The following is a 20799-nucleotide window of genomic DNA, read 5'->3' as shown; positions in this document are numbered from 1 at the left end:
TGGAGAAAGGGTAATTCTGAGAGTGAAGGATCCGACATTACTAACTGAGCTTTGTATCTAATCCTGGGGGCAGGTCATAGCCTCAGAAACCCCCATCTTTCTGCACGCTTCCTCCACCCGAATGCCGGTTTCGGGCTGTTTCAGCGCAAACGCAATCTGTTCTTCGGTGAATCGTGACTTTTTCATCGGCACATCCTCCGTTCAGGGGAGTATTTATCATGCCGGAATTCTGTTTCTGAATGGAGCAGGATTTTGGGTCAGGGTCAGGACCGTGGTGGTAGCGGTGTTACGCCGGTTCAAGCGCGATGGTGTGGCAAGCTGACGTGCTGCCCTGCCGGCGCGTACACAGTCCGTACTCGGCCATCACATGCATAAACCGGTCGGCGTCACCGATCACCCGAAATATGACGGAGTGCAGATGGCGACCGTCCTGGGCAAAAGCGGCGTTCAGCGCCGTTTTTTCGACATAGAACCCGTTATGCTGTGACGGTGTCGGCACGACGCCGGACTTCCACTCTTTCGCGTCCAGCACATAATTGTCCCAGCCCTGGTCTTTCAGGGTTTCTAAGGCGTAGGTGAGTCGGAACAGGTCGGATTGAGCGGCCAGGTTGCCGCTGCAGGAACGCCAGAGGTATTCCAGATGCTGGCGCAGGTGACCGGCCGGGCCGTGCTTACGGCCGCGGTCGAGTAACCACTGGATGTCAATTGCCACGCTCCTGGGGAAGCGTTTTTGCTTTTGGGCGATGGCCAGCCATCGGATCAGGAACAGGTTTTCGGCATAGGGCGTGCCGGCGATACCGTCCTGGCGTGCCAGCCCCAGCGCCAGGTGGCTGAGCGCTGAGGTGGTGTTTTCCGGGGGAACGGATGCGGTTTTATCAGTCAATGACTACCCTGCCCCTCGACGCAAAAGATTAGTGGCGGATTTGCGCCAGGTCGTCAGCAGTCAGACCGGTCATTTTCATCACCGCGTCGCGATCGAGGCCGTTGGCCAGCATGGTACGAGCAACTTCGAGTTTGCCTTCATTGCGACCTTTCTCAATACCGCGTTGTTCACCCAACTGGATACCTTTCTGGATACCCTGTTCGATACCCTTCTCGATACCTTTTTGTTCAAGCTGTTGTGCGATGGTCATCAGCTCCTCCTCGTGTTGCGGAACCCGCAGGGCCAGTTCGCGGATAAATGCCTCTGCATTCGCCGATTCACCGGCCTGGATAATATAGTGTATCAGCGAAATCACCTGCGGTGAAGAGAGATAGCCGGCCAGCAGAATGGCGGAGAGCCTGCCGGTCAGTTCGGCCAGGTCGCGCTGACGAATATGTTTCTGCAGCAGGGTCAGTGCGGCCATACTGCGGTGACCCATGATCTCTTCGTCGGGAATGACGGTCACATCAACCAGCGGAAAATCGCCGGTGTACAGTTTCTCCGCCAACGCCGGATCATCAAACTCCTGCAGCCAGTTGGTCGAGTATGGATACGGGCTGCGTTTGCCGGTGTAGAACAGTACCGGAATGACCAGCGGCAGCTTTTTATGTCCTGCCTCGATATGTCGCTGCATGGCGGCCACTGAGTAGCGCATCAGGCGAAAAGCCATATGCTTATCGGGCGAGGATTGTGCTTCTAATAAAACGTACACGTAACCATCCTCCCCGGAGGTGGTTTTCAGGCTGTAGAGCACGTCGCTGAAATACTGGCGCAGGTCATCTTCGACAAAGGAGCCGGACTCCAGCTTCAGCGTGCTGATGTCGCAGATGGCTCGCAGTTCGGCCGGCAGATGGATATCAACGAAGTCGCGGGCAATTTCGGGTTGCGTCAGAAATTGCCGGAAAGTGGCATCATGGGGCGTTGGATTTTTTTTCATGGCGCTATCGTAACATGTTCGGTCGCCGGCTCACTATGGCTGAGCGAAGGCTTCACCCGCTCTCCGGGCAGAATAGCGTCGGGATGTTGCTGCCGCTAGGTTTTTAATATTCGGTAGACGCTGGCCCTGCCAATGCCCAGTTGGTCGGCAACCGCTTCGCGGGTGACTCCGGCCAGCGTCAATTCAATCACCTGCTGCGCTTTCGCCTGAGCGGTGGGTTTTCTTCCTTTATATGCCCCTCTGGCTTTCGCGTGGGCAATGCCTTCCCGTTGCCGTTCCTGACGCAGGCGTGTCTCGAATTCGGCGAATACGCCCAACATATCCAGGAAAGCCTTGCCGGATGCCGAAGAGGTATCGATGGCCTGCTCGGTCGCCCTGAGCTTGATGTTTTGCCCTTCAAGCTCATGAACCAGATTCTGTAAGTCGCGCAGACTGCGTGACAGGCGATCGATACGGGTGATCACCAATGTATCGCCTTCTCGCAAGTAATCAAGGCAGTCATCGAGTGCCTGGCGGCCCTCTTTCCTGGTGCCGGTCATTTTCTCCGAGAAGATTTTACGGCAGCCGGCTGAAGTCAGCACCGCTATCTGATGTGTCAGATCCTGATCTGTCGTGGATACACGAGCATAACCGACGAGCGCCATACGAATTAATCTCAATAGACATTAGATAATGAGATTTTTGCGTATCAAATTTACGAAATCAAGTTCTATGATACTTGATTTGGGCAAATTATCCTAGCTCTCACAACGGTATAGATCAAACGGACGGTTGAGATATTATTGTTATTACAGACTAATCACATCCTTAAGTTCTGCGTTCATCTCAGCGGCTATTACTTTGATGTCATGATCGCTAATCTGAAAAATACCAAATCGAAGTTGGTATCCCCAGTTTCTATTACCTGCTGAGAATTCCAGAACATCCAAGATTGGTTGAATAGGCGATTCATTAGCATGGAGCCATGACACATCACGTCGGAAAGGACAAAACCCATCCCCCATATCGAACTGGTAGGGCTCCCCCGCTTTGACAATACCGATAGCAGTGAAAACCTGTAGTTTTTTTTTGCTACCAAACTTAAGCGTTGGAGAGTAGTAAGCAACAAGGTCCCCCGGTTTGACACGTCGCAATGGGGTCGCCTTGCCATGACAGACCTGCATAAAACCACCAACTCTGCCAATCCGAACATGTTCTGCCGAGGCCACGGCAATCCAGTTGCGACTCATTGTGCAGACGGCGCAAAGACACGGAGACGATGACCATCGGGGTCAAGCGCAACAAATGTATAACCAAAATCCATATCAGTCGGTGTTTGCAAGGTGATCAGACCGCGACCACGCCAATCAGCATACATGGTATTGACCATATCGTTGCTGGCAACGGCAAAGGCTAATTCACCACAGCCAGCGGTTACTATCGCCGCTGGCTCAACAGTATGCTTCGACCACAACCCAAGCATAACGCCCGAACCAAGGGCAAACATGACAAAAGTGGGTGATTCTTCGATTGGTCTTTTCCCAAGGAGGTCTTCATAGAAAACGGTGCTGTTCGCAGGGCTGTTTACATACAAAATGATAAAATTAGGATCAGTCATAATATTACTCCGCATTGTTGAATTGAATGGGCTGATACAGACCACAATTCAATACTAAACTGGACTACTGCCAGATTATGTCAGTAGTAATAGATTACCGCGGAGAAATACCTTCGATTTCGCGCCACTCTTTTAAAAGAACTTGCCGCCGCCGCGGGTAACGCTGTTCCGTGATTTTTAAAGATGAAATTCTGTCAGTGCGAAAGTGTCGGAATTCCTGACGCAGCTCGCACCATGCAACAAGAACACGAACATGATCAAAATAGCCGAGTGCAAAAGGCCAGATTGTTCGCGTGGATTCAACATTGTTGAGGTTGCGATAACTGACCTCAAGCTTGCGCTCGGCACGAATGGCCCGACGAATTTGAGGTATCTCCTCATCTCCTGCTGTGACACCAGCCCCGGGCCCAACAAGCAGGGCTGTTGCATCGAGCGCATTGCACAAATCATTGGGGAGAACAGCCGCTATCTTGGTGAGAGCACTTCGGGCAGCGGCACTGAGCTTAACATCACCGCGATCGGTAACCCAACGAGAGCCCAGAACGAGCGCCTCGATTTCGTCCACCGAAAACATAAGTGGGGGAAGCATGAAGCCAGGCCGCAAGACGTAGCCAAGTCCAGGCTCTCCATCAATGCTCGCACCTTGCTTTTGCAATATTCCTATATCACGGTAGAGCGTGCGAAGACTTATCCCAAGCTCCGAAGCCAAATGCGCCCCGGTAACAGGAAACCGATGGCTACGCAAAATCTGCATTAAATCAAGTAAGCGTTGAACTCGGGACATATGACGACATCTCTCAGAATACAATTAGCCAGCTTTTAACCAGATACTGTCAAATACTGGCAGTATCCTTCCCTGAGTATGCACCCACCACTGAGCGTCGCCAAGCCGAACCTTTGTCAAAATGACCTCGCCGACATGTACTTTAGGAGATGATTAAAAAATGCACTTAGCGTACGTTTTCTTACGGTTGGGCTTCAGACCCCTTAATAAACTTACCGGCTATGGGTTCTTTTAATAGCCTCGCATTATTACCTGTTTTTCTTTTTACTTTCAATTTTACTCCATGCATCCAGCGCTTCACTAAAAGCTCCGAAAATCCGGAAGCACGAAAACTGATTGCAGGAAAAATAATTATCTTTGCGTTTATTCTCATTTTTGTCTTAGCAGTCAGTCGATTATTAACACCCGAAGATATTAATATTATCAACCACAGAAATATTGATGCTCTTTCTTATACTGCGAATCTCAGCGGTAATCAGACTGTGTGGTTTGGTGCAGCACTGCTTCTTTCTCTGCTGACTGCTGGCGCCTATACAGGAACACTGACAGGTGTTATTGACGGGATAGGTTCTTTTGGTGCATTGAACAAGAGAGTTATTCTGAGCTGCAACATTTTCATTTGTACCGTGTTCGGAACAGCAAATCCCAGCATAGTGAAAATAATTGCTAATGGTTCGATGCCAGTTATAGTCACTACGGTGTTCTTCATCCCATCCGTATATTTTATAATCAAGGGATGCATGCTGATGAAAATCGTCGGCACCCTGGTACTGCTCAGTGGCTGTGCCGTGATAGTAACTCTGTTTATTTAAACCCTACCCAAGAACATAAACATCACCTGTTGCCGGAGAGACTGCTTCCGGCAACCACAAGCGGCCCCATTTACCAGTACAATGACAACCCATTATTTTATCTGGTTTGTGACGGTGTAGAAACTGTCTTACCTTCCAGAGCCTTAGGGGTGATGCACAGCGCAGATGAAAACCACCGAAAATGGCATGAATATGATTTATCCCGGTTATATTCTGGCAGTGACGTACGATATCAATCAACCCACGATGACCACAACCGATAAAAATGATCAGCCCAAAGTCGGATTTATAAATTAAAACCCCCTCATCTTTTACATAATCCGCTTTCGTATTCTTATGACCGATTACACCGTAAGCACGCGGTTTGGCTACAGGGATCTCTCCTGACCACATAAAACGTTCCCCGATATGTAGTGGGGTACTGCTGTACTCCATGCGAAAACGTGAAAAATCATTATGTATCGACAATTTTTTAATTCTGGCGGTATAGCCTGGAAACCTTACTGCCGAGTAGCGCTCATTCGCCACCATTGGATGGCATATTATCCGACATGTATCAGGTATCCACGGAACACCGCCACAATGGTCATAGTGACCGTGGGAAAGTACAGACGCGGTAAGGTTTGTCAAATTGACTCCCATTAAACCTGCATTATGCATGAAGCTATCATCAGGGCCGGTATCAAACAGAATTGAATCATTTTCATCCTGAATCAACAGACTAAGTCCGGCTTTAGCACGCAGCAAATTTTTAGATCCGGGCTTAAGTCGGTTTTCCAGCAGGACGCTGATGGTTATGGACATGTTCGCTCTTTCCCTGAAGTAATTCGTTACCGCCAGGCTGCGATAACTCTGTGAGGCACAGACAATAATACTCCATTCGCGGAGTGGAACACGATTTATATACAGGCAGCTTTTGCTCATCTTCGGAGTCAGGACGAAACGCTGAATGATGAGGATATTGCTGTGCCACGGGCATATCATTATGCCCGGCCATTATTCCTTCACACTGGCAGAACTGGTGACCAAAGGACATCTGAGACCATTAAAAGAGGCGTCAGAGGAAGAAAACATTGCTTAACGTGAGTTTTCGTTCCACTGAGCGTCAGACCCCTATTACCTTTGTGCGGCGCACCGACTTTTACACGGTCAGGCAGGCGCTGTTACGCACAAAAAAATCCGCGTATCCGGTTCGCGGAACGAGCTGATGGCTTATGGCTACGTTGACGTACAGGGAGACAGCAACTTTGCAGACTGCAAAATTCGTTAAAAAAGCAGCGGGATTCGCACTGTGCTTCGTCGTGGCGTTCATGATGTCGCGGTACGGGATGCCGCTCTATCCGCTGACGGCGTGGGTCGTTGACCATTCTTATCAGGCAATTGGCCACTACCAGGCTGACATTTACGAGGCCGGCACCGATCCTGTGACCTTCTTTTCTCTGCTTGCGGTCATCACACTCTACGCCGTGATACTGTACAGCCTGATACGCGTAATAGTCAGGAAGCTGAAAGGTCCCGCATGACCTCCTCACCGGGGGTTATGCCCGCCAGTAAGTGCTGTTTTATGCTTCACCCTGATGCCTCAGTTGTTTTCTTTGTCCGTAAGTTCATAACAAACATCATCAATATCCCCATTTTTCCGCCCTCATCTGAGGGTGAATAAAGAGAAAGTCAGCCGGACGGGGCATCCGGCGGTGCCGTTTCTGTGAGCCGCCAGGTGCAGCCACCGAGGTTCGCCGTGCCCCAGGATTCGCTGAGGCACAGCAGGTCCTGCACCTTCAGGAACATCACCGGCGTGAGCACGATTTCATCCGGAATGAGCCCCCCGTAGTGGCGGACCAGCACCCGGCCCTCGGTGCGCCCGGTGCCCAGCGGGTGGCCCCGGTGGTACCCCCTGATGCAGTTGTCCGGGTGCGCCCGCAGCACGCGCAGGATGTCCTCACGCACCATGACGCTGCCCCTCCGCCACCAGATAATGTAGCAGCGGGTCGCCGGCGTCCGGTTCCCGCCGCCAGCCCGAGCACCGCAGCAGGCTGTCCAGCGCGCTCAGGTCGCCGGTGATGCGCGCCGGCAGGGGTTTAGTCTGCTGACCGGCAGGGTCAAAGCCGTGGTGCAGGCCGTTTCTGAGCAGGTAAATTCCCGACACGGCCGCGTTCAGCCGCCGCGCCTTCCTTCCCTGCCACTCCCCGTCGCTCAGCAGCATGTACACCCAGCCGGCGGACTACACCACCTGCAGGGCGTGCTGCGGGCGGTACAGGTCGTTCTGCGCCAGCAGGTCAGCGCTGCCGGAGCGCCAGAGGTAATCCAGCTTCCCGGGCAGGTCGGCGCGCACGCCCTTTTCGCGCCCCTCCTTCAGCAGCCAGCGGATGTCGGCGGCCAGCTCCTTTCGAAAGCGCCGCTGCTTCTCAGCCACGGCCAGCCACCGCGTCAGGAACAGGCTTTCCTGGGCGGGCGTGATGACCGTGCCGTCCAGCCTGGCCAGCTGCAGGGCAACCAGCCCGCACAAGGCCAGGTGCCCGACAGAGGTGTTTCCGGTATCCATACGTACGCGCCTCCTGCGTCACTGCGGGCCGCCGCGGCCGCGCACCGACAGGTAGCGACCGTCAATGCTGCCGCGAAAAAAGTGGTCCGGGTCGGCGGCGGCGCAGAACGCCTGGTACACCCGGGCGGGTACCGCCAGCCAGCGGCGGCAGCTGCCGTTGCGGTATTCCAGCTCCAGCACGCCCGACGTCGGGTCGAAGCCGGCGCTGCGGAACAGCGCGGTGTTTATGTCGTGTCGCTTCACGTTGCGGTCTCCTTCTCCGGTAGTGCCGGGTGTTCACTGTAGCGGGAACGCCCGGCGCTGAAAAAAGAGAGTTTATCACAGCGGACCGTGCGCGCGCAGCCAGCCCTGATGCCGCGTCAGCGGCATGGAGGCGCCAGAAACCGTTCAGGACGGTGCGAATGCCAGCAGGCGCCGTAAGTCCGGCGTAGCCGGTTACAGGCGCATATATGGCGAAATCCTCCCACCCACCCTCCCTGCCTGACGCCGTTTAAGCAGCGGCCTCTCAGGCGCGCATAAGTCAGATGGTCGAAGACGAAAGATACGGACCGCGGGCCTCTGTCATACCGCGACTCAGGATTTAAGTTACAACATCCATCTTAAAGCCACTCCTGTTCCGGCCCTCTGGGCCGGGGCGGGGACGGCTTTTCATGGGCTGAGGCGGGCGATGGGTTATCAGGTACAGCGCCGTTTACTCATTACAGTGGTCAGGAGTTTGTTGTAACTACTTTTCTCTGCCCGCCATAGGCGGGAGCTATCTTTGGTCGCGGAGCGGCCATGGCGAACCGGCGCGGACGTGAGTCCGCCGCAAGGGCGTTCGCTTTCTGAAGCTGTCCACAGGTCAGCTGATGAACAGGTTATTTATTTAAAGGTAAGTATTACTGGTTTTTAAAAGATAGAAGATCAGTTTTTTAAAAGGATCATCGCGGTTTGTAAAAAGCTCGGACACAGGTTAAGTGGCATCTCGGTCAAGGGTTACGAAAAGTACCCTCTTGTGGTTAATGTGGATAAGTACAGAATTCGCTTCGTCACGGTCGTCGGACTGGCCAGAACGATAACATCTGTGACGGCGACCTCGTTCTTGCCCGACCGGCGCGGGCGGGTTCTGACTGCGTTTTGTACGATTGGGGATGCTTCAGACGTGCAGAATCCTCCGGCGCGAACCGGATGACTGAAAGGAGGGTGAGGCCCGTGAAGAATGTCCGGACCAGCCATATTTCGGGCAGCAGGAAACCGGCACGTTTGCGCCAGTTTCTAAGTACGCAACTCAGCGTTTAATCAGGTTTTCACCAGCAGATCATCGCCGAGGCGGGTGTAGTGGCCACGCGAGTATTTCATGCGTTCCGTTACCCTGCGTTCAATTTCTCTGCGCGCCGCTTCCAGGCCACCAACAAAGCGCCCGTCGCGGATTTCTTTCTGGAGCTGCTGGCGGACCAGCTGATCGATGTCCTTACGGCTGCGTGGCGCATCTCTGAGTGCGCGGTGACGTTTGAGACCATGCTCGCGGTGAGCTCTCACAGTCTCGCGGAATTTTTCACGTACGAATGACCATGCTGCACTGATGAGCTCGCCGGCATCGGCGCGTGGCAGCCCCTTCCTCTCACGCTTCCGGTTTTCCCACTCGACGCGGCAGCAACGGCTTCTTCAGAGACATCCAGAACCTCCCACATCAGCGGGGTAAACGTGATATCGGTCGGGATGTTGCACCCTATTTCTTTGTCGTATTCGGTGTTGTAGGTGAGGAGCTTCATCTGCGCCATAAACTGGCATGCCCCCGTAAAACGGGTGATCGAGAGGCGTTTACTCTCAGTGGCCAGACCGCAAAGCCGGCACATGGTGGTGAGCGACGCGCCGACACGGTTGGCCAGCGGATTGTAATACCAGCACAGAACCTGAAGCGCGGCTTCCAGCCCCCTGATACGCAGGAGAGGTGGACGGCGCTTACGTTCGCCCCGGGCGATTAGCATGGCAACCAGCATCTGGAATTCGACGCGCTGGGTGAAGCCCGCGGCTTTCTCGCGGATTTTTTCGCAGAACGGCAGAGTTTTTTTTCCTTTCGCCGGAACAAATTTCGGATTCGGATTTTTTACCTGCCGGTAAATTGATGTGTTTTCAAGGACCTGTTCAGCCACGCCTTCCTGCGCTTATGTTGCACAGAAGGAGTAAGCACAGAAGGTATTGCAGTTTTCTGGGCATGAATCTATACTCCCTGCATAGAGCAACAGCTTCTATGCAGATTCAGTGAGCCCCGTTAGTCTTCTCCGGTCGCCAAACTCAGGAAGATTATCGGGGTTTTCTTTTTTCTGGCCTTCAGTCGTGCTTCAGTACCAGTCTCCTGCCACCTTCCGGCGTGGCACACCAAAATCCTAAAACGATCAGCAATCTATCACTCAAGTTATTAAGTATCAAGAATGTAAATATTTACTTTCTTGCTTTTCTGCGTTCGAACTCATTTTCGATGATTAGTTCGAGCATCTGAGCTTGAGTGAGCCCTTCCTCTGAAGCCAGCGCTTCCAGTTTTTCTTTCTGAGAACTGAGGATGACTGCGTGCAGAGACTTATGTGTATCGCTACGCCGCTCAAGTGAAGCCTTCTGCCTTTCTTTAGGAGGCATCGGGTTACCTTTACGGTAAACGCGCTTACTTTTGCCTGTAGCGGCATTTAAGCTGGTTGACTGCGACATCTCTGCACCCTCATGACTCAGGAGTGGATCATGCCGCAGAGCATACTACAGATCATTATTTACAGCGACCCCCCTCTGCAGGGGGGTATAGTGTTGGCGCACAGTTCGCTATTGCAGGAAAAATAAGAGGTTGGCTCGTCTCAGTAGCCAGAATGCCAGTCAGTACCACCGTCCCAGCGCGACTGCCAGTGTGCTTGATAGGTCTGCGCCAGTGCCGGCACGCCGCGTATTAATAGTGCATTCTCTGAGTTCGATTCTGCGGCGCTGCGCGTATAGTTAAATGAGCCTGTTTCGACGTTCTGGCCATCGGTGATGATGACCTTGTCATGCATAATTTTGTACTGCCCGTTGGTGCGCAGCGGAATACCGGCATTAACTACCACGTTCATTGCGGCCTGACTGGCTTTACTCCGGTTTCCTTTGTCATCAACCACTATCCTGACGTCTACACCTCGTTTTTTCGCAGCAACCAGCGATTTCACTACCTCAGGGGATGTAAAGCTGTAGCCCATCAGACGGATGCTGTCGTGGGCCTCGTCGAGCGTCTTCAGCACCACTTTTAGTGCGCTGCCTTCCGGAGAGAAACCGACATCGAGGGACGGGGCTGCATATGACGCACTGGCAGAGAGGGACAGCACGGCCGATAACACGACAGCAGAGATCGTTTTTTTCATTTCGTTTTTCCTGATTAAGTTTGTCGATTACATGAAATTTAAGATAACTATGGTAAATGGCGGTCTCGCCCCGGTTTAGTTATTAAACCGACACCGCGTATCTGATAACAAACCAGCAATATGTTTCTGACTCTGTTTGAGCGGGATAAGCGGAACTTTTGCGGCTTTCGCCGGAATACGGTCACGTGAGGGAGTGGGGACTGCGAGATACATCTATTATGTTAAATAGGGCCGTTTTTCCGTAAATTACGGGGCAACGACATTTCGATGCTGTGCCTGATGTGCTCTAGCTCCTAGTCTACCCGTTCGCGCCTCCAGTTTGGCAGAAACGCGAAGCGAAGCGGGCGACGGAATCTGACGTCGTTAGGCTCCAGGCTTTAATCAAAGAGAATGAAAACAGAACAATAATAAAGCCCTACTTTACCGGTCGGGCTTTGCTTTTGATTTTGTACTCAAAACAAGTTATGCGTAATGGCGTATTTCACGCAAAGCTTTCAATGGCTGCAAAGAAATTTTCTTCATTGAATGCTGTAACAACTCGCCCTTCATTACTTGATGTGACAATGACCCACCCCTCGTACTTTTCTGGTAATCCTCTGGCGCGAGGGGCGCTATCACGCATATGTATTGCAAAAGTTTGAGTATTGGGCGCTCTGCTCATATTGATAATCTTCAGTTTTAGAGCACCTGTTATACCTATGAACCTCAGGCCCTCTGGTTCGATTGTCAAAGTTTTTTCACCATTTCTAAGCGTGAGAGACTGCACACTGTTAACTCTCCCACGGTCTATTGAGTCTGGTATTGACTGTTGAGATGTACTTGAAGTGATTGAACTCCCTTCAAACCACGACTGGACCTCTTTGATAAGTAATTGAGTATTATCTTGAAACTCTTTCAGCTCACGATTGAAATCGTCTCTGAATTTAATATCAGCTTCATTATTTTTATTAGCCTTTTCGAAAAAACTGTCGCGAGAACTCATATAAACTCCATTGAATAATTAAACTCATAGCAATCTTAAGTGATTACTTGATTAACTTGAATACATTTCCAGTGGTAAGGATGTTCCATTTAGACGCTATCAGCAGGAGCTGCCCAGCAACAAACTACAAAATGCGTTAAAGCGCCATTATGTTTAACGGTATTGAATCGGTATATTTACCCTGACGCAGAGAGTATTTTTTTATTAAGTTATTTCTGACTAAGATGGGCGGTTTCCGGTACAGTCCAGAAACCACGTTTTGAAGTCGGCGTGAGTGATGCTTTTGTCAGTGCTGCGGACAATGACACTGCCGTAACCGCCATTGTGAGACACCGCATAGCGGGCGATGGCAACGGCGTCGGTCCACAGCGGTACAATGGCAATTGCACATTCATCGCCGCGACACACCACTTCGAAATTACCGGTTTCAGGAGCAATGACCGGAAGGTAAACGATGCCATCCATAGAATAGCTACGATATGGCAGGCTCTGGTATTCAGTGCCGTTCTCGCTGCAGTGGCTGATGTGCTCGCGCCTGAGTTCATCTTCTTCTGCGGCAAGCCGTCTTTCTTCTTCGTCCTCCTGGTAGGCCTTTATCCACCAGGACCATTCGTATGTAGATATCTCAAGGGCCAGCTGTTCAACGGCGTGAGCCAGGCCCGCCACGCTGACGCAGAACCCCTGCGGATCTGTGTACCCCTCCTGCGCAAATGACCAGGCAATATTCGACATCTGGTGCAGGTGGAGGTCATCCACCTGCCCTGTGATGCGCTGCTCAGCGGCAATCACCATCAGGTCGCCCTCCATTCTCGCAAGCCGCCACAGATGAACATATATACTGTCGCCGGACGTCTTTTCAGAGGGCTGCGTCATAAATACATCCTGTGACTTTCCGGCCGGATGATGAGGCGGACTTCACCTCTGTAGTGGCTCATATTAACGGCGGTTTCGATGGCCAGCCGGCTCTGTGCTTCGCTCAGCCCGCCGGTTCCCGCGCCGATGAGCGGCAGCGCGACAGAGCGCAGCCCTTTTTCGCCGGCAAGCGTCAGCGCGGACCGGGTACAGCGGAAGACAATGGATTCTGAGCTGCGCCAGAACAGGTTAAGTCCGGCCACATGTATAACAGGCTTTTTAAGCAGTCCGCCCCCCGTCAGTACTGCGCTGCCCGGGCTGAGCCAGCCAAAACGTGCAAGTTCTCTGAACGGTTCCGGCCCGGCTTTCTTTTTGAGCTGGCCAGAAACGCCGGCAGGCAGGAACAGCCAGCGTGGAATGATGTTCACATTCCAGGGGTTTACGATACAGGCGACTTCCTGCGCAAGGAGATCGCCGGTGACAATACGCATGATAAGTTTCCTTAAGAAGGCAACAGACAGATGAGGAAAGGTGTCAGTAGATAGTAATAATTACGACTGGATGGCGAACGGCGTAGCCTTTCCTTATCCTGCGTTGTTGGTGATGGTCTGCGTGACTTCAAGGCCGCGCGGTTTAAGGCGCGTGTCCGTCTGCTGGATGCGCAGCGTGAAAATATACCGCAGCGGCGGAGTGCTGCTGTTCTGACCCTGGAGGCGTATCGTCACGGGGTACTGGAATTCCCACGTATAGCGTCCGCCGATGACGCCCCGGCGGGTAATGACGCCCGGCTCCACGGTATTGGTCAGGTTCATCCGCTTGTCCTTGATGAGCGACAGGATGTTAGAGCCGGTGACCAGCGCCTTGTTGTAACCGGCAAAGCCTTCCTCGGAAAAGTCTTTGGACGCCGCCGTTATCTGGTCGCGGTAGTGCACGAAGTCGAGCGTGAAGGCCTGACTGATGGTGTCCGCGCCGAACTGACGCACGTCGCTTTCGCTCCAGACCGGCTTGTCCGTCGCATAAACGGGCGTGATGCGCCCGCCCTCCGTGGCGAAGTAATCCTGCGGCTTGGTTACGTAGAGGTAAATGAGCACGCAACAGGCAACGCTTAAAATCACGTTGACTAAAAGGCTCCAGCCCAGCTTCTTCAGGCAGCTACGCGCGAACTCCGCACCCAGCGACCGCGCGTGCTGCGCCTGCACCGCATGTTCATACGCTGCCGGATCGGAGATAGCGCCTGCCGTGGACGCCGCAGGTACGGCCGTTTCAGGGTTTTGCATGGGTTCTCCTTACATTCCCCAGGACTGCCACGGGTCAATGTTGGTCGGCAGGTTGCTGTTGATTTTGTCGCTCAGCGCACCGCAGACCTTCTCTGACGCCTTGTTCATGATGTCCTGCAGGCTCGGCAGGTTCGGCAGGCTGATGGAAATGTTGCGGATGCCGGACAGGCAGCTCTGCAGCTGATCTGAGGTCTGGCTTTCGCGGGCAGCCCATGCATCGTTCGCTTTTTTAGCAGCTTTGTAGCCCGCTTCGCTGCCGGTCTGCGCGGCGCTGCCGGCCCGGCAGGTGGCCGCACTGGCCGTAAACGCGGTGCACAAAAAGACCGCCACAAGGGCGGTCGAAATATACTTTTTCATGTGATGTCTCCGGAGGGTTCGATTACTGCGCCGGCCGCGGCGGCGTGACCGGTGCTGCCTGTGGTGCTGCTGCCGGCTGCTCCTTTACCCAGCCGGATTCTGCTTTATAGCGCTCGTCATACCCAAGGCGGGCGTGCAGCGCGGCGGGTACGTCTGCAGGCGCGTCGAGCTTAGCCACACGTGGCTGCGCGTCGCCAGTGAGGCGCCATGCTATCTGATCACGCGTAACCGGCTGACCGCCAACGATGTTTACGCCGTTTCCGCTTCCGACGGGCTTGGCGCCTTCCGGCGTCAGCAGGTTCACCACCATCGGCGGCGCCTCCGCACTTCCCGGCAGACTGACCAGCACATGCTGATAGACCCCGTTCTGGCGCACCACCCCCTGCAGATAATCACCGTCGCCCTGTACCAGCACCAGGTCAGGATGCCCGTTCACGACCGCACACAAGTGCAGGGCTAATCTTCTCCAGATACAGGTTGTGCCCGGCGGAACGCGCCGGGGCCTGATGCAGTAAAACTGCACCGGTCGAACTGGATACATCGAATTTGTACGTAGGGGTATAACGGTTACGCTTCACTGTTCCGACTTTGCGCGGTGCCCGCCAGTAATGCTGTAAATTCGTTTCTCTGCAGCTTTACTGTTTTCCCGACGTAGTGCAGGCCATGACGTAGCCTCCGGACATCTTCCGCGCACCGGTACAGCATGCCGGCAAGAGAGGACCATGAGGTCGGGAATATAAAAGCGGGCACATTGTTAAAGAGCGGATGATATTCCAGGCAAAACGATGCCCTGCGCATGCGCGCATATATTCAGTCAAAAAAGGAGGCCGGAAATAATACGTACCGGCTGGAAGTTTATTTAATAATGGTTTCGCTGCTGTCAGCGTTGAACCGGCGCCCTGGTGTGGCGAGGTCAGTAAAAGATTTAAGGTGGTCTTCAAGGCGCACAAGCGCTTCTTTTGTATTACTGCGACCGGAACGGTCTGCGGCCTGGCACAGAATAGCGGTTGTCTCCGGGGAAAGGCGCAGCAGGACTTTCATTCCCTTTTCTTTGTTAGCGTGTGCAGGCATCTGTGTTCTTCCGTTACTGAATGTATAGATTGTGTAAGCAATGGAAACATTAAATAAGATTGGTCCTAAAAAGAAACCCCCCCCTAAAAAGGGGGGTAGTTATTTAAGTTATTGTAAAGTAAGAAAAAGCATTATTAAAAAAATTCTTTCGAACTTAAAAAAATTCTGTTTCTCCACCTTACCCTGCTTTAAGGCAAATTATTTCCATATATAAAAAACGAAATACTCGCCAAAATCCTGAGCATTACTATACCCCGGAGTATTTTCATATTATCTGCCCTGAGACGTTTTTGAGCTGCGACTAGTGAGTCTTTTACGGTGTCAACTGTGATATCACGGTATTGCGCTATTTCCTCAGCTGACCATGATGATATTACGAGCATACAGACATGTGCTGACTGTATTTCAGTCAGTTCGGGAAAAAACTTGCTCAGATGTGAAAATTGACTATGATCCTCGGCAGCCATAGCAGCCTCCAACGCAGGTTGTTAAGGTTAGCTGGTTGTACAGGCCTCGAACCCTGTGCAATCAGCGCTAAATAATTCTGTTTATCAATTATTTAATTTTCTCTGCTGCCCCCCTTATGGACGCTGTAAATCTCTGTTTGAAATGCGCACGTTTTCATCGTCTTTAAATTGCGGCTCGGCCTGTTTCAGTTCCGGCTGCACATTCTGATTTCGCAGACTGTCTTGCGTGGCATGAACGCTGGCCATCAGCTTGGGATCACTGACTTTAAATTCTCGGCCGTCACGTTTAGTGATGTTTCTCACCACGCCGGAATACAACACGCGGTTCACAGCTTTCTGCTCACCCGTCAGCGAAGTGCTCTCTCCGCTACGCCAGGCTGTAAGCTCTGCAGCAAGATCATTGTTAAAGCGGTCAGACTTGCTGTCAGGCGCAGGATAAATCTCGACCCTGTCACCAAAGTCGGTTACGGCTGGCCTGCCGTCGCGCAGATAGCTGACTGTACCGTCTCGCAGTACTCGCGTTTCATGTTCGCTGGACTTAAACGAAGGCACATTGTCACCCGGGCCGAAATGAATAACGGCATTCGGTTCTGGCCACGCACTTCCCTGCTTACGGGCAGCGCGTATCTCGCGATAGGCCCAGCCGCGCATCTGACTGAGCGCCGCCGCATCGCCTTTTATCGCTTCGCGCTCAACCCATGACTTCCAGCTCAGCGGTCTGTTCGCCCCGGTTTCGCCGAGTGCCTGACGCTCCTCACGCAGCTGCAGGCGAAGTTCAGCCATCGCCTTCATCTTTTCGAACTCAGCAACACGGTACATCAGTTTACGCATCAGCGGATCCCTGACGGTATTTCGTACGCTGGCTTTAACTGCCACGCAGTGCGCCGAAATCTGACGGAAACGTTCGCCCGCGCGCAGGTCCGGCTTCTCCCATCCGATGCGGTATGCTTCATAGCGTGCGCGGAGGATGTCACGTGCGACAGCACGGGCTTCACGTCGTTCGCGACGCGCTTCCTGATCGCGCACATGCAGCTGCGGCATGTAGCAGGTTTGCATATGAAGAATACCGTCCTCGGGACGTTCCGGATTGCTGACTGGCGGCGCAGGCTGAAATTCACCGTGCTTTCTGACCATCGCCGTCATGCTGATATCCGGATGCACATCGGATGCCTTCACGCTGACGCTTTCAGGATGAAGCAGATCATAAACCGCCAGCCCGCCGTTCTGCTCCCGCAGGCCCAGCCCCCTGGAATAGAGAATATTATGCAGGCGGTCCCAGCTCAGTGTGTCCTGCGCAACTGCGACAGACAAAGGCTGACGGGTTTCACGTACGGCATAGCCATGCAGGCTTTCTTTGTCTGAAAAGATTTCGCGCTTTGCAGCACCACGCGGAGCTGAAGGCATCTCGCGACGGGTGCGGTGAAGCTCACCAGTCTCATCCATATGCCAGCTGCCGTTATCAACTTTGAAACCAAAATCACGCTCAAGCACGCGGCAGCACTTTTGCAGCGTGTCGGCATCGTTCCACATGTTCTGCGCAGTAAACGTGTTGGGGTGTACACGGTTGGCTGAGACATGGCAGTGCAGGTTATCAGTGTCGCGATGAATAGCAGCAACATACTGATGTTCTTCCATGCCAAGCTGTTTAAGACAATAGCGCACGGAACTGAACACGGCGTCAGGCGATGGGTCTTCATCATCCTGCCAGGAGAGAATAAAGTGATAGACCGCGTCTTTGCAGTGACGGTTCTGTGACGCTGTCAGATTCATCTCTGACGCGGCAGTGTCGAGCGAGAAGCAGTTTGTTTCACACAGCACTTCACCAGAGAGTACGCGCTGAGTGCCCTCTGGTGAAATGCTGATAATCTGTGGAGCTGCAGCAACACTTTTGCGACCGACGTAGTCGACCAGCTGACCGAAACCCGGCGTAGAAACGTACTCAGTACTGGCATCATGAACCACTTCACGCGTTGCGGCTTCCGTTGGTTTTTTTTCCTCACGCGTGCTCACGTAGTCAACCAGCTTCTTAAAGCTGGTCTTCTTGTCGCGGCGCTTCGGCGGGATGATAACGTTCATCAGTCTTTCATTTCCTCGACAGGGACCGGCGTCATATCCAGCGCGTTTATGGCGTCCCTGATACTGGTCAGCACTTCAGAAAACTGAAGGCTCAGTTCGGTCGTCATGTTCGTTTGCATCTGGGTGTAAAGATGCTTCTGCAGACCGCCGAGGCGTAGCAGTTCGTTCATCATACGAATGTCGGTTCGAACGGTAATGCGGCGGTTGAGCGCGGATCGGCGCAGGTATTCAGATGTCGTAAGCCCTGCTGCAATGGCCTTCCTGTTGATGGCCTCGTATTCAGCATCTGTGCAACGACATTTAACCAGCTTTTCCCTCTGACGCTTTTCACTTTTCGACATAACTCAACCTTGGCACTTAACCCGGGTCTCGGGGCGGAGCCCTGAGCAGGTCGTTTTGGGAATCACTGCCAGCGTGCTGGCGGTGGTCACAAAACATTTCCTGTCCCTTCTTTAAATCTCATTTCTGTATTTTGGTACTTTAATCGCCAGAAGTAAATTGGCGTCATGGGAGGTGGGATCTGGAAATTTCCATCATTACGGGGCAGAATCATCTTTTTTGATGTTTCCACTGGAGGGTGTTATGGCTACACAGCAGTTTTTCACACAAGAGCAGATTGATGAGGCAAAATCCAGGCTGGAAAATCTGCCAGATTTGTCACCAAAACGTATTACCAGAAATGAAGTGCTGGAAAGTCTCCGTGGCACCATTCTGATGCTGGCGAAAGAAAAAGGCTACAACGCAAAAGACATCAAGTTGGCACTGGATGAAATGCAGTTTGGTTTCAGTGAAAGGGCGATTTCCGATGTTATGAAAGACAACGGGAAAGGAAAAAAACAGGCACGTGACAGAAAGGTAAAAAGTACGGTAACGGGTGCGGGTAATGAGGGCGTGACGCGGTAGCGAAGTGATAAAGTCCGAAAAAAAACGGGGGTTTTCAGTGCCTCCGTTCCACAAATCAGGATTTAAGTTCTTTCATTTTTTCGGCAAGGGACCAAAGAAAACGGTTGTTTTTTATGTCGCCGTCAATGCCGTTTATCGCTCTGGTTTTTGTCACTGATCCCTTCACGGCCCGGCCACGTAATCCACCACGAATGATGTTCTCCTGGGTACGCTGATAAACAGTCCAGAGGTCATTCGGATTGTCTGCCTTTCGGCGCGCCTGCAAAACTGAATCAGCAGTGACCGGAATATGCTGGCCATCATAGCGAAACTCCAGCGCCGTTTCAGCAAAGGCAACCTGTTCACGATGATCAAGCTGGATAAGCTTCATTTCATCGCGTGAATGTTCAATCGCCTCAAAGCGTTTAAGAATGTCATAAGCCCCCTCAACCACCTGACTGATAATGTCGCCTTTATGCGGCACACGGATTTCGCCATACACTTCTCCGCACACCATACCGTTGGAACAGATGCTGCGAAACTGTCCGGGGATCATCTGGTAGCTGCTGCTGCCGTCATGGCTGTTTAGCAAAATAATTTCCGAGACTTCTGAGGCAATAATCTGATCACGACGACGCAGGCGCAGCAGGTGTTTTGCATGACCGACGCGCCCCTGATCGCGCACGCGCTGCTGGCAGGCATAGAACGGTTCAAAACCTTCTTTACGCAGGCGCGTCAGAATATGGCTTGTAGGGATATAGGTGTAGCGGTCACTGCGTGAATCATGTTTATCTTCAGAAAACACGCTGGGAACAAACTGGCGAAGCTCATCATCAGTCAGTGGGCGGTCGCGGCGAATGCTGTTTGCAGAACGAAAACCATTAAATAAACGGGCCATAATTGTCACACTCCGGATTTGAGATTATCGGGTAATGCCGCCCTGTCTCGGGGCGGCAGGCAATCAGTCAGGCAACAGCACGATGGATCTCCAGCGAACGGAGAAACTGGCCCCATTCACTGCTGCTCATGGCTGGGACACGAACGGCTCTGCGCTTGCGGACGCAGTGCGCCACGTGACGGACACGTGCCCGAATTTCATCTGGAATCTCACGCACATCCGGATCGGTGTGACGATGGCGGGTATGAGATGATTTACCCCCGGGCTTTACATACCCGGCAGAGGGTGTGATGATGCTGCGGTCAGCAGTTTTCATGATTTACTCCTTATTGCTGTTGACGCTCCGGACGGTCATTTGGTCGTGTCGTCCGGGGTAAACGGGCGGAATTTCCGCCCTTTTTCCTTTCTGCCCGTCAGGACGGGCGGCGGATCACGGTGTAACCGATATCAAACTCGTAAACGGCAACCGGCCAGCCGTCGCGCATGTAAACTTTCAGCGCGTCCGGTTCTTCTGTCGGCTCATCAATCACCTCCAGCCCGTTAAAATCGTTACTCGCAAGACCAGACGGCCCCAGGAATTCGCCGTGCGTCCATACGTAGTCACACAGGTCCATAAAGGCATCGAGGGACAAATCCTGCGTGTCCTGGATGCTGGAGGCTGATACGTTTTTCATCATGAAATCCTCATGCTGTGAGATCCGGTTTATGCAGCGCGCTGCGGTGTGACCGGAGGGATGCGGATGCCTAAAAAGACTTCCTCTGACGCGGATTTTTTCTTTTCCGGTCTGGCCTTTCGCGGCGAAGGGCAGAGTTGCAACGACGAAGAGAGGGCATAAAGGGGCGACGACAAAAAGTTTTTGCGGCCCCTGGCGAAAAGTTTTTGGCGGCGTACATTTCACCCCTTTCTGCACGAACCGGCGGTGCTACGACAAGCCCTCCGCGCAAGGCATGAGCGGAACAGCGGGAAAGACGTCAGAAGGGGAATTT

The 20799-nt window shown here is 52.8% G+C and carries 27 protein-coding genes and 4 pseudogenes; 4 read left to right on the top strand and 27 right to left on the bottom strand.

Going from position 1 to position 20799, the window contains the following annotated elements:
* Nucleotides 1-78 precede the first annotated feature (78 nt).
* The 7 genes and pseudogenes from NR177_RS22750 to NR177_RS22720 all read right to left on the bottom strand — a co-directional run.
* Nucleotides 79-186 (bottom strand): annotated as a pseudogene (locus NR177_RS22750) (transposase); the annotation flags it as partial.
* A gap of 100 nt (nt 187-286) precedes the next feature.
* Nucleotides 287-883, bottom strand: a complete 597-nt coding sequence (locus tag NR177_RS22745) for a DUF2913 family protein (protein WP_256853719.1) — start codon at nt 881-883, stop codon at nt 287-289.
* A 28-nt stretch (nt 884-911) separates the two neighbouring features.
* Nucleotides 912-1859 carry an Rpn family recombination-promoting nuclease/putative transposase gene (locus NR177_RS22740; protein ID WP_256853718.1) on the bottom strand — a complete coding sequence of 316 codons (948 nt, stop codon included), beginning with the start codon at nt 1857-1859 and terminating at the stop codon, nt 912-914.
* Between the two features lie 95 nt (nt 1860-1954).
* Complete coding sequence (locus NR177_RS22735; RefSeq protein WP_256853717.1) at nt 1955-2503, bottom strand: recombinase family protein; 549 nt, start codon at nt 2501-2503, stop codon at nt 1955-1957.
* A gap of 144 nt (nt 2504-2647) precedes the next feature.
* Nucleotides 2648-3088, bottom strand: coding sequence for an EVE domain-containing protein (locus tag NR177_RS22730; RefSeq protein ID WP_256853716.1), 441 nt, complete (start codon nt 3086-3088; stop codon nt 2648-2650).
* A complete protein-coding gene (locus NR177_RS22725) occupies nt 3085-3456 on the bottom strand; it encodes a VOC family protein (protein ID WP_256853715.1) in 372 nt (123 codons plus the stop codon). Before NR177_RS22725 ends, NR177_RS22730 begins: the two co-directional genes overlap by 4 nt.
* Nucleotides 3457-3550: 94 nt before the next feature.
* Nucleotides 3551-4240 (bottom strand): YafY family protein, encoded by a 690-nt coding sequence (locus NR177_RS22720; protein WP_256853714.1) that lies wholly within the window; start codon nt 4238-4240, stop codon nt 3551-3553.
* 221 nt (nt 4241-4461) lie between these two features.
* Between NR177_RS22720 and NR177_RS22715 the strand changes: the two genes are divergently transcribed.
* The gene (locus NR177_RS22715) at nt 4462-5052 is read left to right on the top strand and encodes a hypothetical protein (RefSeq protein WP_256853713.1); all 591 of its coding nucleotides are present in this window, start codon (nt 4462-4464) and stop codon (nt 5050-5052) included.
* Between the two features lie 3 nt (nt 5053-5055).
* Here the strand turns inward: NR177_RS22715 and NR177_RS22710 are convergent, their stop codons facing one another.
* Nucleotides 5056-5856: an MBL fold metallo-hydrolase gene (locus NR177_RS22710; protein ID WP_256853720.1), complete on the bottom strand. Its 801-nt coding sequence runs from the start codon at nt 5854-5856 to the stop codon at nt 5056-5058.
* 84 nt (nt 5857-5940) lie between these two features.
* On the opposite strand from NR177_RS22710, the pseudogene NR177_RS22705 reads away from it, so the two are divergent.
* Both NR177_RS22705 and NR177_RS22700 read left to right on the top strand, forming a co-directional pair.
* Nucleotides 5941-6133: pseudogene (locus NR177_RS22705) on the top strand (hypothetical protein); the annotation flags it as partial.
* Nucleotides 6134-6266: 133 nt separating this feature from the next.
* Nucleotides 6267-6575: a hypothetical protein gene (locus NR177_RS22700; RefSeq protein ID WP_256853712.1), complete on the top strand. Its 309-nt coding sequence runs from the start codon at nt 6267-6269 to the stop codon at nt 6573-6575.
* Nucleotides 6576-6723: 148 nt separating this feature from the next.
* On the opposite strand, the gene NR177_RS22695 is transcribed toward NR177_RS22700, so the two are convergent.
* The 16 genes and pseudogenes from NR177_RS22695 to mobA form a co-directional block, all read right to left on the bottom strand.
* Nucleotides 6724-7002 (bottom strand): hypothetical protein, encoded by a 279-nt coding sequence (locus NR177_RS22695; RefSeq protein ID WP_256853711.1) that lies wholly within the window; start codon nt 7000-7002, stop codon nt 6724-6726.
* Nucleotides 6992-7594: pseudogene (locus NR177_RS24070) on the bottom strand (DUF2913 family protein). The gene NR177_RS22695 and the pseudogene NR177_RS24070 overlap by 11 nt, the downstream one beginning before the upstream one ends.
* Nucleotides 7595-7612: 18 nt before the next feature.
* Entirely contained in the window at nt 7613-7837 is a 225-nt protein-coding gene (locus NR177_RS22685) for a KTSC domain-containing protein (RefSeq protein WP_256853710.1), read from the bottom strand.
* Nucleotides 7838-8872: 1035 nt separating this feature from the next.
* Nucleotides 8873-9726: pseudogene (gene repA / locus NR177_RS22680) on the bottom strand (plasmid replication initiator RepA).
* A complete protein-coding gene (gene tap, locus NR177_RS22675) occupies nt 9719-9790 on the bottom strand; it encodes a RepA leader peptide Tap (RefSeq protein WP_072005116.1) in 72 nt (23 codons plus the stop codon). Before tap ends, repA (NR177_RS22680) begins: the two are co-directional and overlap by 8 nt.
* Nucleotides 9791-10015: 225 nt before the next feature.
* On the bottom strand, nt 10016-10276 hold the full coding sequence (gene repA / locus NR177_RS22670) for a replication regulatory protein RepA (RefSeq protein WP_256853709.1): 261 nt from the start codon (nt 10274-10276) through the stop codon (nt 10016-10018).
* Nucleotides 10277-10416: 140 nt separating this feature from the next.
* Nucleotides 10417-10950, bottom strand: coding sequence for a phospholipase D family protein (locus NR177_RS22665; RefSeq protein ID WP_256853708.1), 534 nt, complete (start codon nt 10948-10950; stop codon nt 10417-10419).
* A gap of 481 nt (nt 10951-11431) precedes the next feature.
* Entirely contained in the window at nt 11432-11932 is a 501-nt protein-coding gene (locus NR177_RS22660; protein WP_256853707.1) for a hypothetical protein, read from the bottom strand.
* Between the two features lie 219 nt (nt 11933-12151).
* Nucleotides 12152-12805 (bottom strand): hypothetical protein, encoded by a 654-nt coding sequence (locus NR177_RS22655; protein WP_256853706.1) that lies wholly within the window; start codon nt 12803-12805, stop codon nt 12152-12154.
* Complete coding sequence (locus tag NR177_RS22650; RefSeq protein WP_256853705.1) at nt 12802-13275, bottom strand: macro domain-containing protein; 474 nt, start codon at nt 13273-13275, stop codon at nt 12802-12804. The genes NR177_RS22655 and NR177_RS22650 overlap by 4 nt, the downstream gene beginning before the upstream one ends.
* A 93-nt stretch (nt 13276-13368) precedes the next feature.
* Nucleotides 13369-14061, bottom strand: coding sequence for a DotI/IcmL/TraM family protein (locus NR177_RS22645; RefSeq protein ID WP_029571113.1), 693 nt, complete (start codon nt 14059-14061; stop codon nt 13369-13371).
* A gap of 9 nt (nt 14062-14070) precedes the next feature.
* Complete coding sequence (locus NR177_RS22640; protein WP_256853704.1) at nt 14071-14418, bottom strand: conjugal transfer protein; 348 nt, start codon at nt 14416-14418, stop codon at nt 14071-14073.
* A gap of 22 nt (nt 14419-14440) precedes the next feature.
* Nucleotides 14441-14866 (bottom strand): hypothetical protein, encoded by a 426-nt coding sequence (locus tag NR177_RS22635; RefSeq protein WP_256853703.1) that lies wholly within the window; start codon nt 14864-14866, stop codon nt 14441-14443.
* A gap of 407 nt (nt 14867-15273) precedes the next feature.
* On the bottom strand, nt 15274-15489 hold the full coding sequence (locus tag NR177_RS22630; RefSeq protein ID WP_128392605.1) for a TraY domain-containing protein: 216 nt from the start codon (nt 15487-15489) through the stop codon (nt 15274-15276).
* 581 nt (nt 15490-16070) lie between these two features.
* Nucleotides 16071-18032 carry a TraI/MobA(P) family conjugative relaxase gene (gene traI, locus NR177_RS22625; protein ID WP_256853702.1) on the bottom strand — a complete coding sequence of 654 codons (1962 nt, stop codon included), beginning with the start codon at nt 18030-18032 and terminating at the stop codon, nt 16071-16073.
* Nucleotides 18032-18373, bottom strand: a complete 342-nt coding sequence (gene mobA / locus NR177_RS22620; protein WP_164483424.1) for a plasmid mobilization protein MobA — start codon at nt 18371-18373, stop codon at nt 18032-18034. Before mobA ends, traI begins: the two co-directional genes overlap by 1 nt.
* A 241-nt stretch (nt 18374-18614) precedes the next feature.
* On the opposite strand from mobA, the gene NR177_RS22615 reads away from it, so the two are divergent.
* Nucleotides 18615-18935 carry a hypothetical protein gene (locus NR177_RS22615; protein WP_256853701.1) on the top strand — a complete coding sequence of 107 codons (321 nt, stop codon included), beginning with the start codon at nt 18615-18617 and terminating at the stop codon, nt 18933-18935.
* A 55-nt stretch (nt 18936-18990) separates the two neighbouring features.
* Here the strand turns inward: NR177_RS22615 and NR177_RS22610 are convergent, their stop codons facing one another.
* The 3 genes from NR177_RS22610 to NR177_RS22600 all read right to left on the bottom strand — a co-directional run bounded on the left by NR177_RS22610 (nt 18991) and on the right by NR177_RS22600 (nt 20489).
* Nucleotides 18991-19812: a DUF932 domain-containing protein gene (locus tag NR177_RS22610; protein WP_256853700.1), complete on the bottom strand. Its 822-nt coding sequence runs from the start codon at nt 19810-19812 to the stop codon at nt 18991-18993.
* 67 nt (nt 19813-19879) lie between these two features.
* Nucleotides 19880-20128 (bottom strand): hypothetical protein, encoded by a 249-nt coding sequence (locus NR177_RS22605; RefSeq protein WP_256853699.1) that lies wholly within the window; start codon nt 20126-20128, stop codon nt 19880-19882.
* 97 nt (nt 20129-20225) lie between these two features.
* Nucleotides 20226-20489, bottom strand: coding sequence for a hypothetical protein (locus NR177_RS22600; protein WP_256853698.1), 264 nt, complete (start codon nt 20487-20489; stop codon nt 20226-20228).
* Nucleotides 20490-20799: the final 310 nt, after the last annotated feature.

It is taken from the genome of Pantoea sp. Fr+CA_20 (assembly GCF_024520835.1).
In the GTDB taxonomy this organism is placed as follows: domain Bacteria; phylum Pseudomonadota; class Gammaproteobacteria; order Enterobacterales; family Enterobacteriaceae; genus Pantoea; species Pantoea allii.
This window is presented reverse-complemented; position numbering and strand designations above follow the sequence as displayed.

Coding starts and splice junctions, on each gene's coding strand:
- NR177_RS22740 (WP_256853718.1), bottom strand. CDS start 1,859: ATGAAAAAAAATCCAACGCCCCATGATGCCACTTTCCGGCAATTTCTG.
- NR177_RS22735 (WP_256853717.1), bottom strand. CDS start 2,503: ATGGCGCTCGTCGGTTATGCTCGTGTATCCACGACAGATCAGGATCTG.
- NR177_RS22730 (WP_256853716.1), bottom strand. CDS start 3,088: ATGAGTCGCAACTGGATTGCCGTGGCCTCGGCAGAACATGTTCGGATT.
- NR177_RS22725 (WP_256853715.1), bottom strand. CDS start 3,456: ATGACTGATCCTAATTTTATCATTTTGTATGTAAACAGCCCTGCGAAC.
- NR177_RS22720 (WP_256853714.1), bottom strand. CDS start 4,240: ATGTCCCGAGTTCAACGCTTACTTGATTTAATGCAGATTTTGCGTAGC.
- NR177_RS22715 (WP_256853713.1), top strand. CDS start 4,462: ATGGGTTCTTTTAATAGCCTCGCATTATTACCTGTTTTTCTTTTTACT.
- NR177_RS22710 (WP_256853720.1), bottom strand. CDS start 5,856: ATGTCCATAACCATCAGCGTCCTGCTGGAAAACCGACTTAAGCCCGGA.
- NR177_RS22700 (WP_256853712.1), top strand. CDS start 6,267: ATGGCTACGTTGACGTACAGGGAGACAGCAACTTTGCAGACTGCAAAA.
- NR177_RS22695 (WP_256853711.1), bottom strand. CDS start 7,002: ATGGTGCGTGAGGACATCCTGCGCGTGCTGCGGGCGCACCCGGACAAC.
- repA (WP_256853709.1), bottom strand. CDS start 10,276: ATGTCGCAGTCAACCAGCTTAAATGCCGCTACAGGCAAAAGTAAGCGC.
- NR177_RS22665 (WP_256853708.1), bottom strand. CDS start 10,950: ATGAAAAAAACGATCTCTGCTGTCGTGTTATCGGCCGTGCTGTCCCTC.
- NR177_RS22660 (WP_256853707.1), bottom strand. CDS start 11,932: ATGAGTTCTCGCGACAGTTTTTTCGAAAAGGCTAATAAAAATAATGAA.
- NR177_RS22655 (WP_256853706.1), bottom strand. CDS start 12,805: ATGACGCAGCCCTCTGAAAAGACGTCCGGCGACAGTATATATGTTCAT.
- NR177_RS22650 (WP_256853705.1), bottom strand. CDS start 13,275: ATGCGTATTGTCACCGGCGATCTCCTTGCGCAGGAAGTCGCCTGTATC.
- NR177_RS22645 (WP_029571113.1), bottom strand. CDS start 14,061: ATGCAAAACCCTGAAACGGCCGTACCTGCGGCGTCCACGGCAGGCGCT.
- NR177_RS22640 (WP_256853704.1), bottom strand. CDS start 14,418: ATGAAAAAGTATATTTCGACCGCCCTTGTGGCGGTCTTTTTGTGCACC.
- NR177_RS22630 (WP_128392605.1), bottom strand. CDS start 15,489: ATGCCTGCACACGCTAACAAAGAAAAGGGAATGAAAGTCCTGCTGCGC.
- traI (WP_256853702.1), bottom strand. CDS start 18,032: ATGAACGTTATCATCCCGCCGAAGCGCCGCGACAAGAAGACCAGCTTT.
- mobA (WP_164483424.1), bottom strand. CDS start 18,373: ATGTCGAAAAGTGAAAAGCGTCAGAGGGAAAAGCTGGTTAAATGTCGT.
- NR177_RS22615 (WP_256853701.1), top strand. CDS start 18,615: ATGGCTACACAGCAGTTTTTCACACAAGAGCAGATTGATGAGGCAAAA.
- NR177_RS22610 (WP_256853700.1), bottom strand. CDS start 19,812: ATGGCCCGTTTATTTAATGGTTTTCGTTCTGCAAACAGCATTCGCCGC.
- NR177_RS22605 (WP_256853699.1), bottom strand. CDS start 20,128: ATGAAAACTGCTGACCGCAGCATCATCACACCCTCTGCCGGGTATGTA.
- NR177_RS22600 (WP_256853698.1), bottom strand. CDS start 20,489: ATGATGAAAAACGTATCAGCCTCCAGCATCCAGGACACGCAGGATTTG.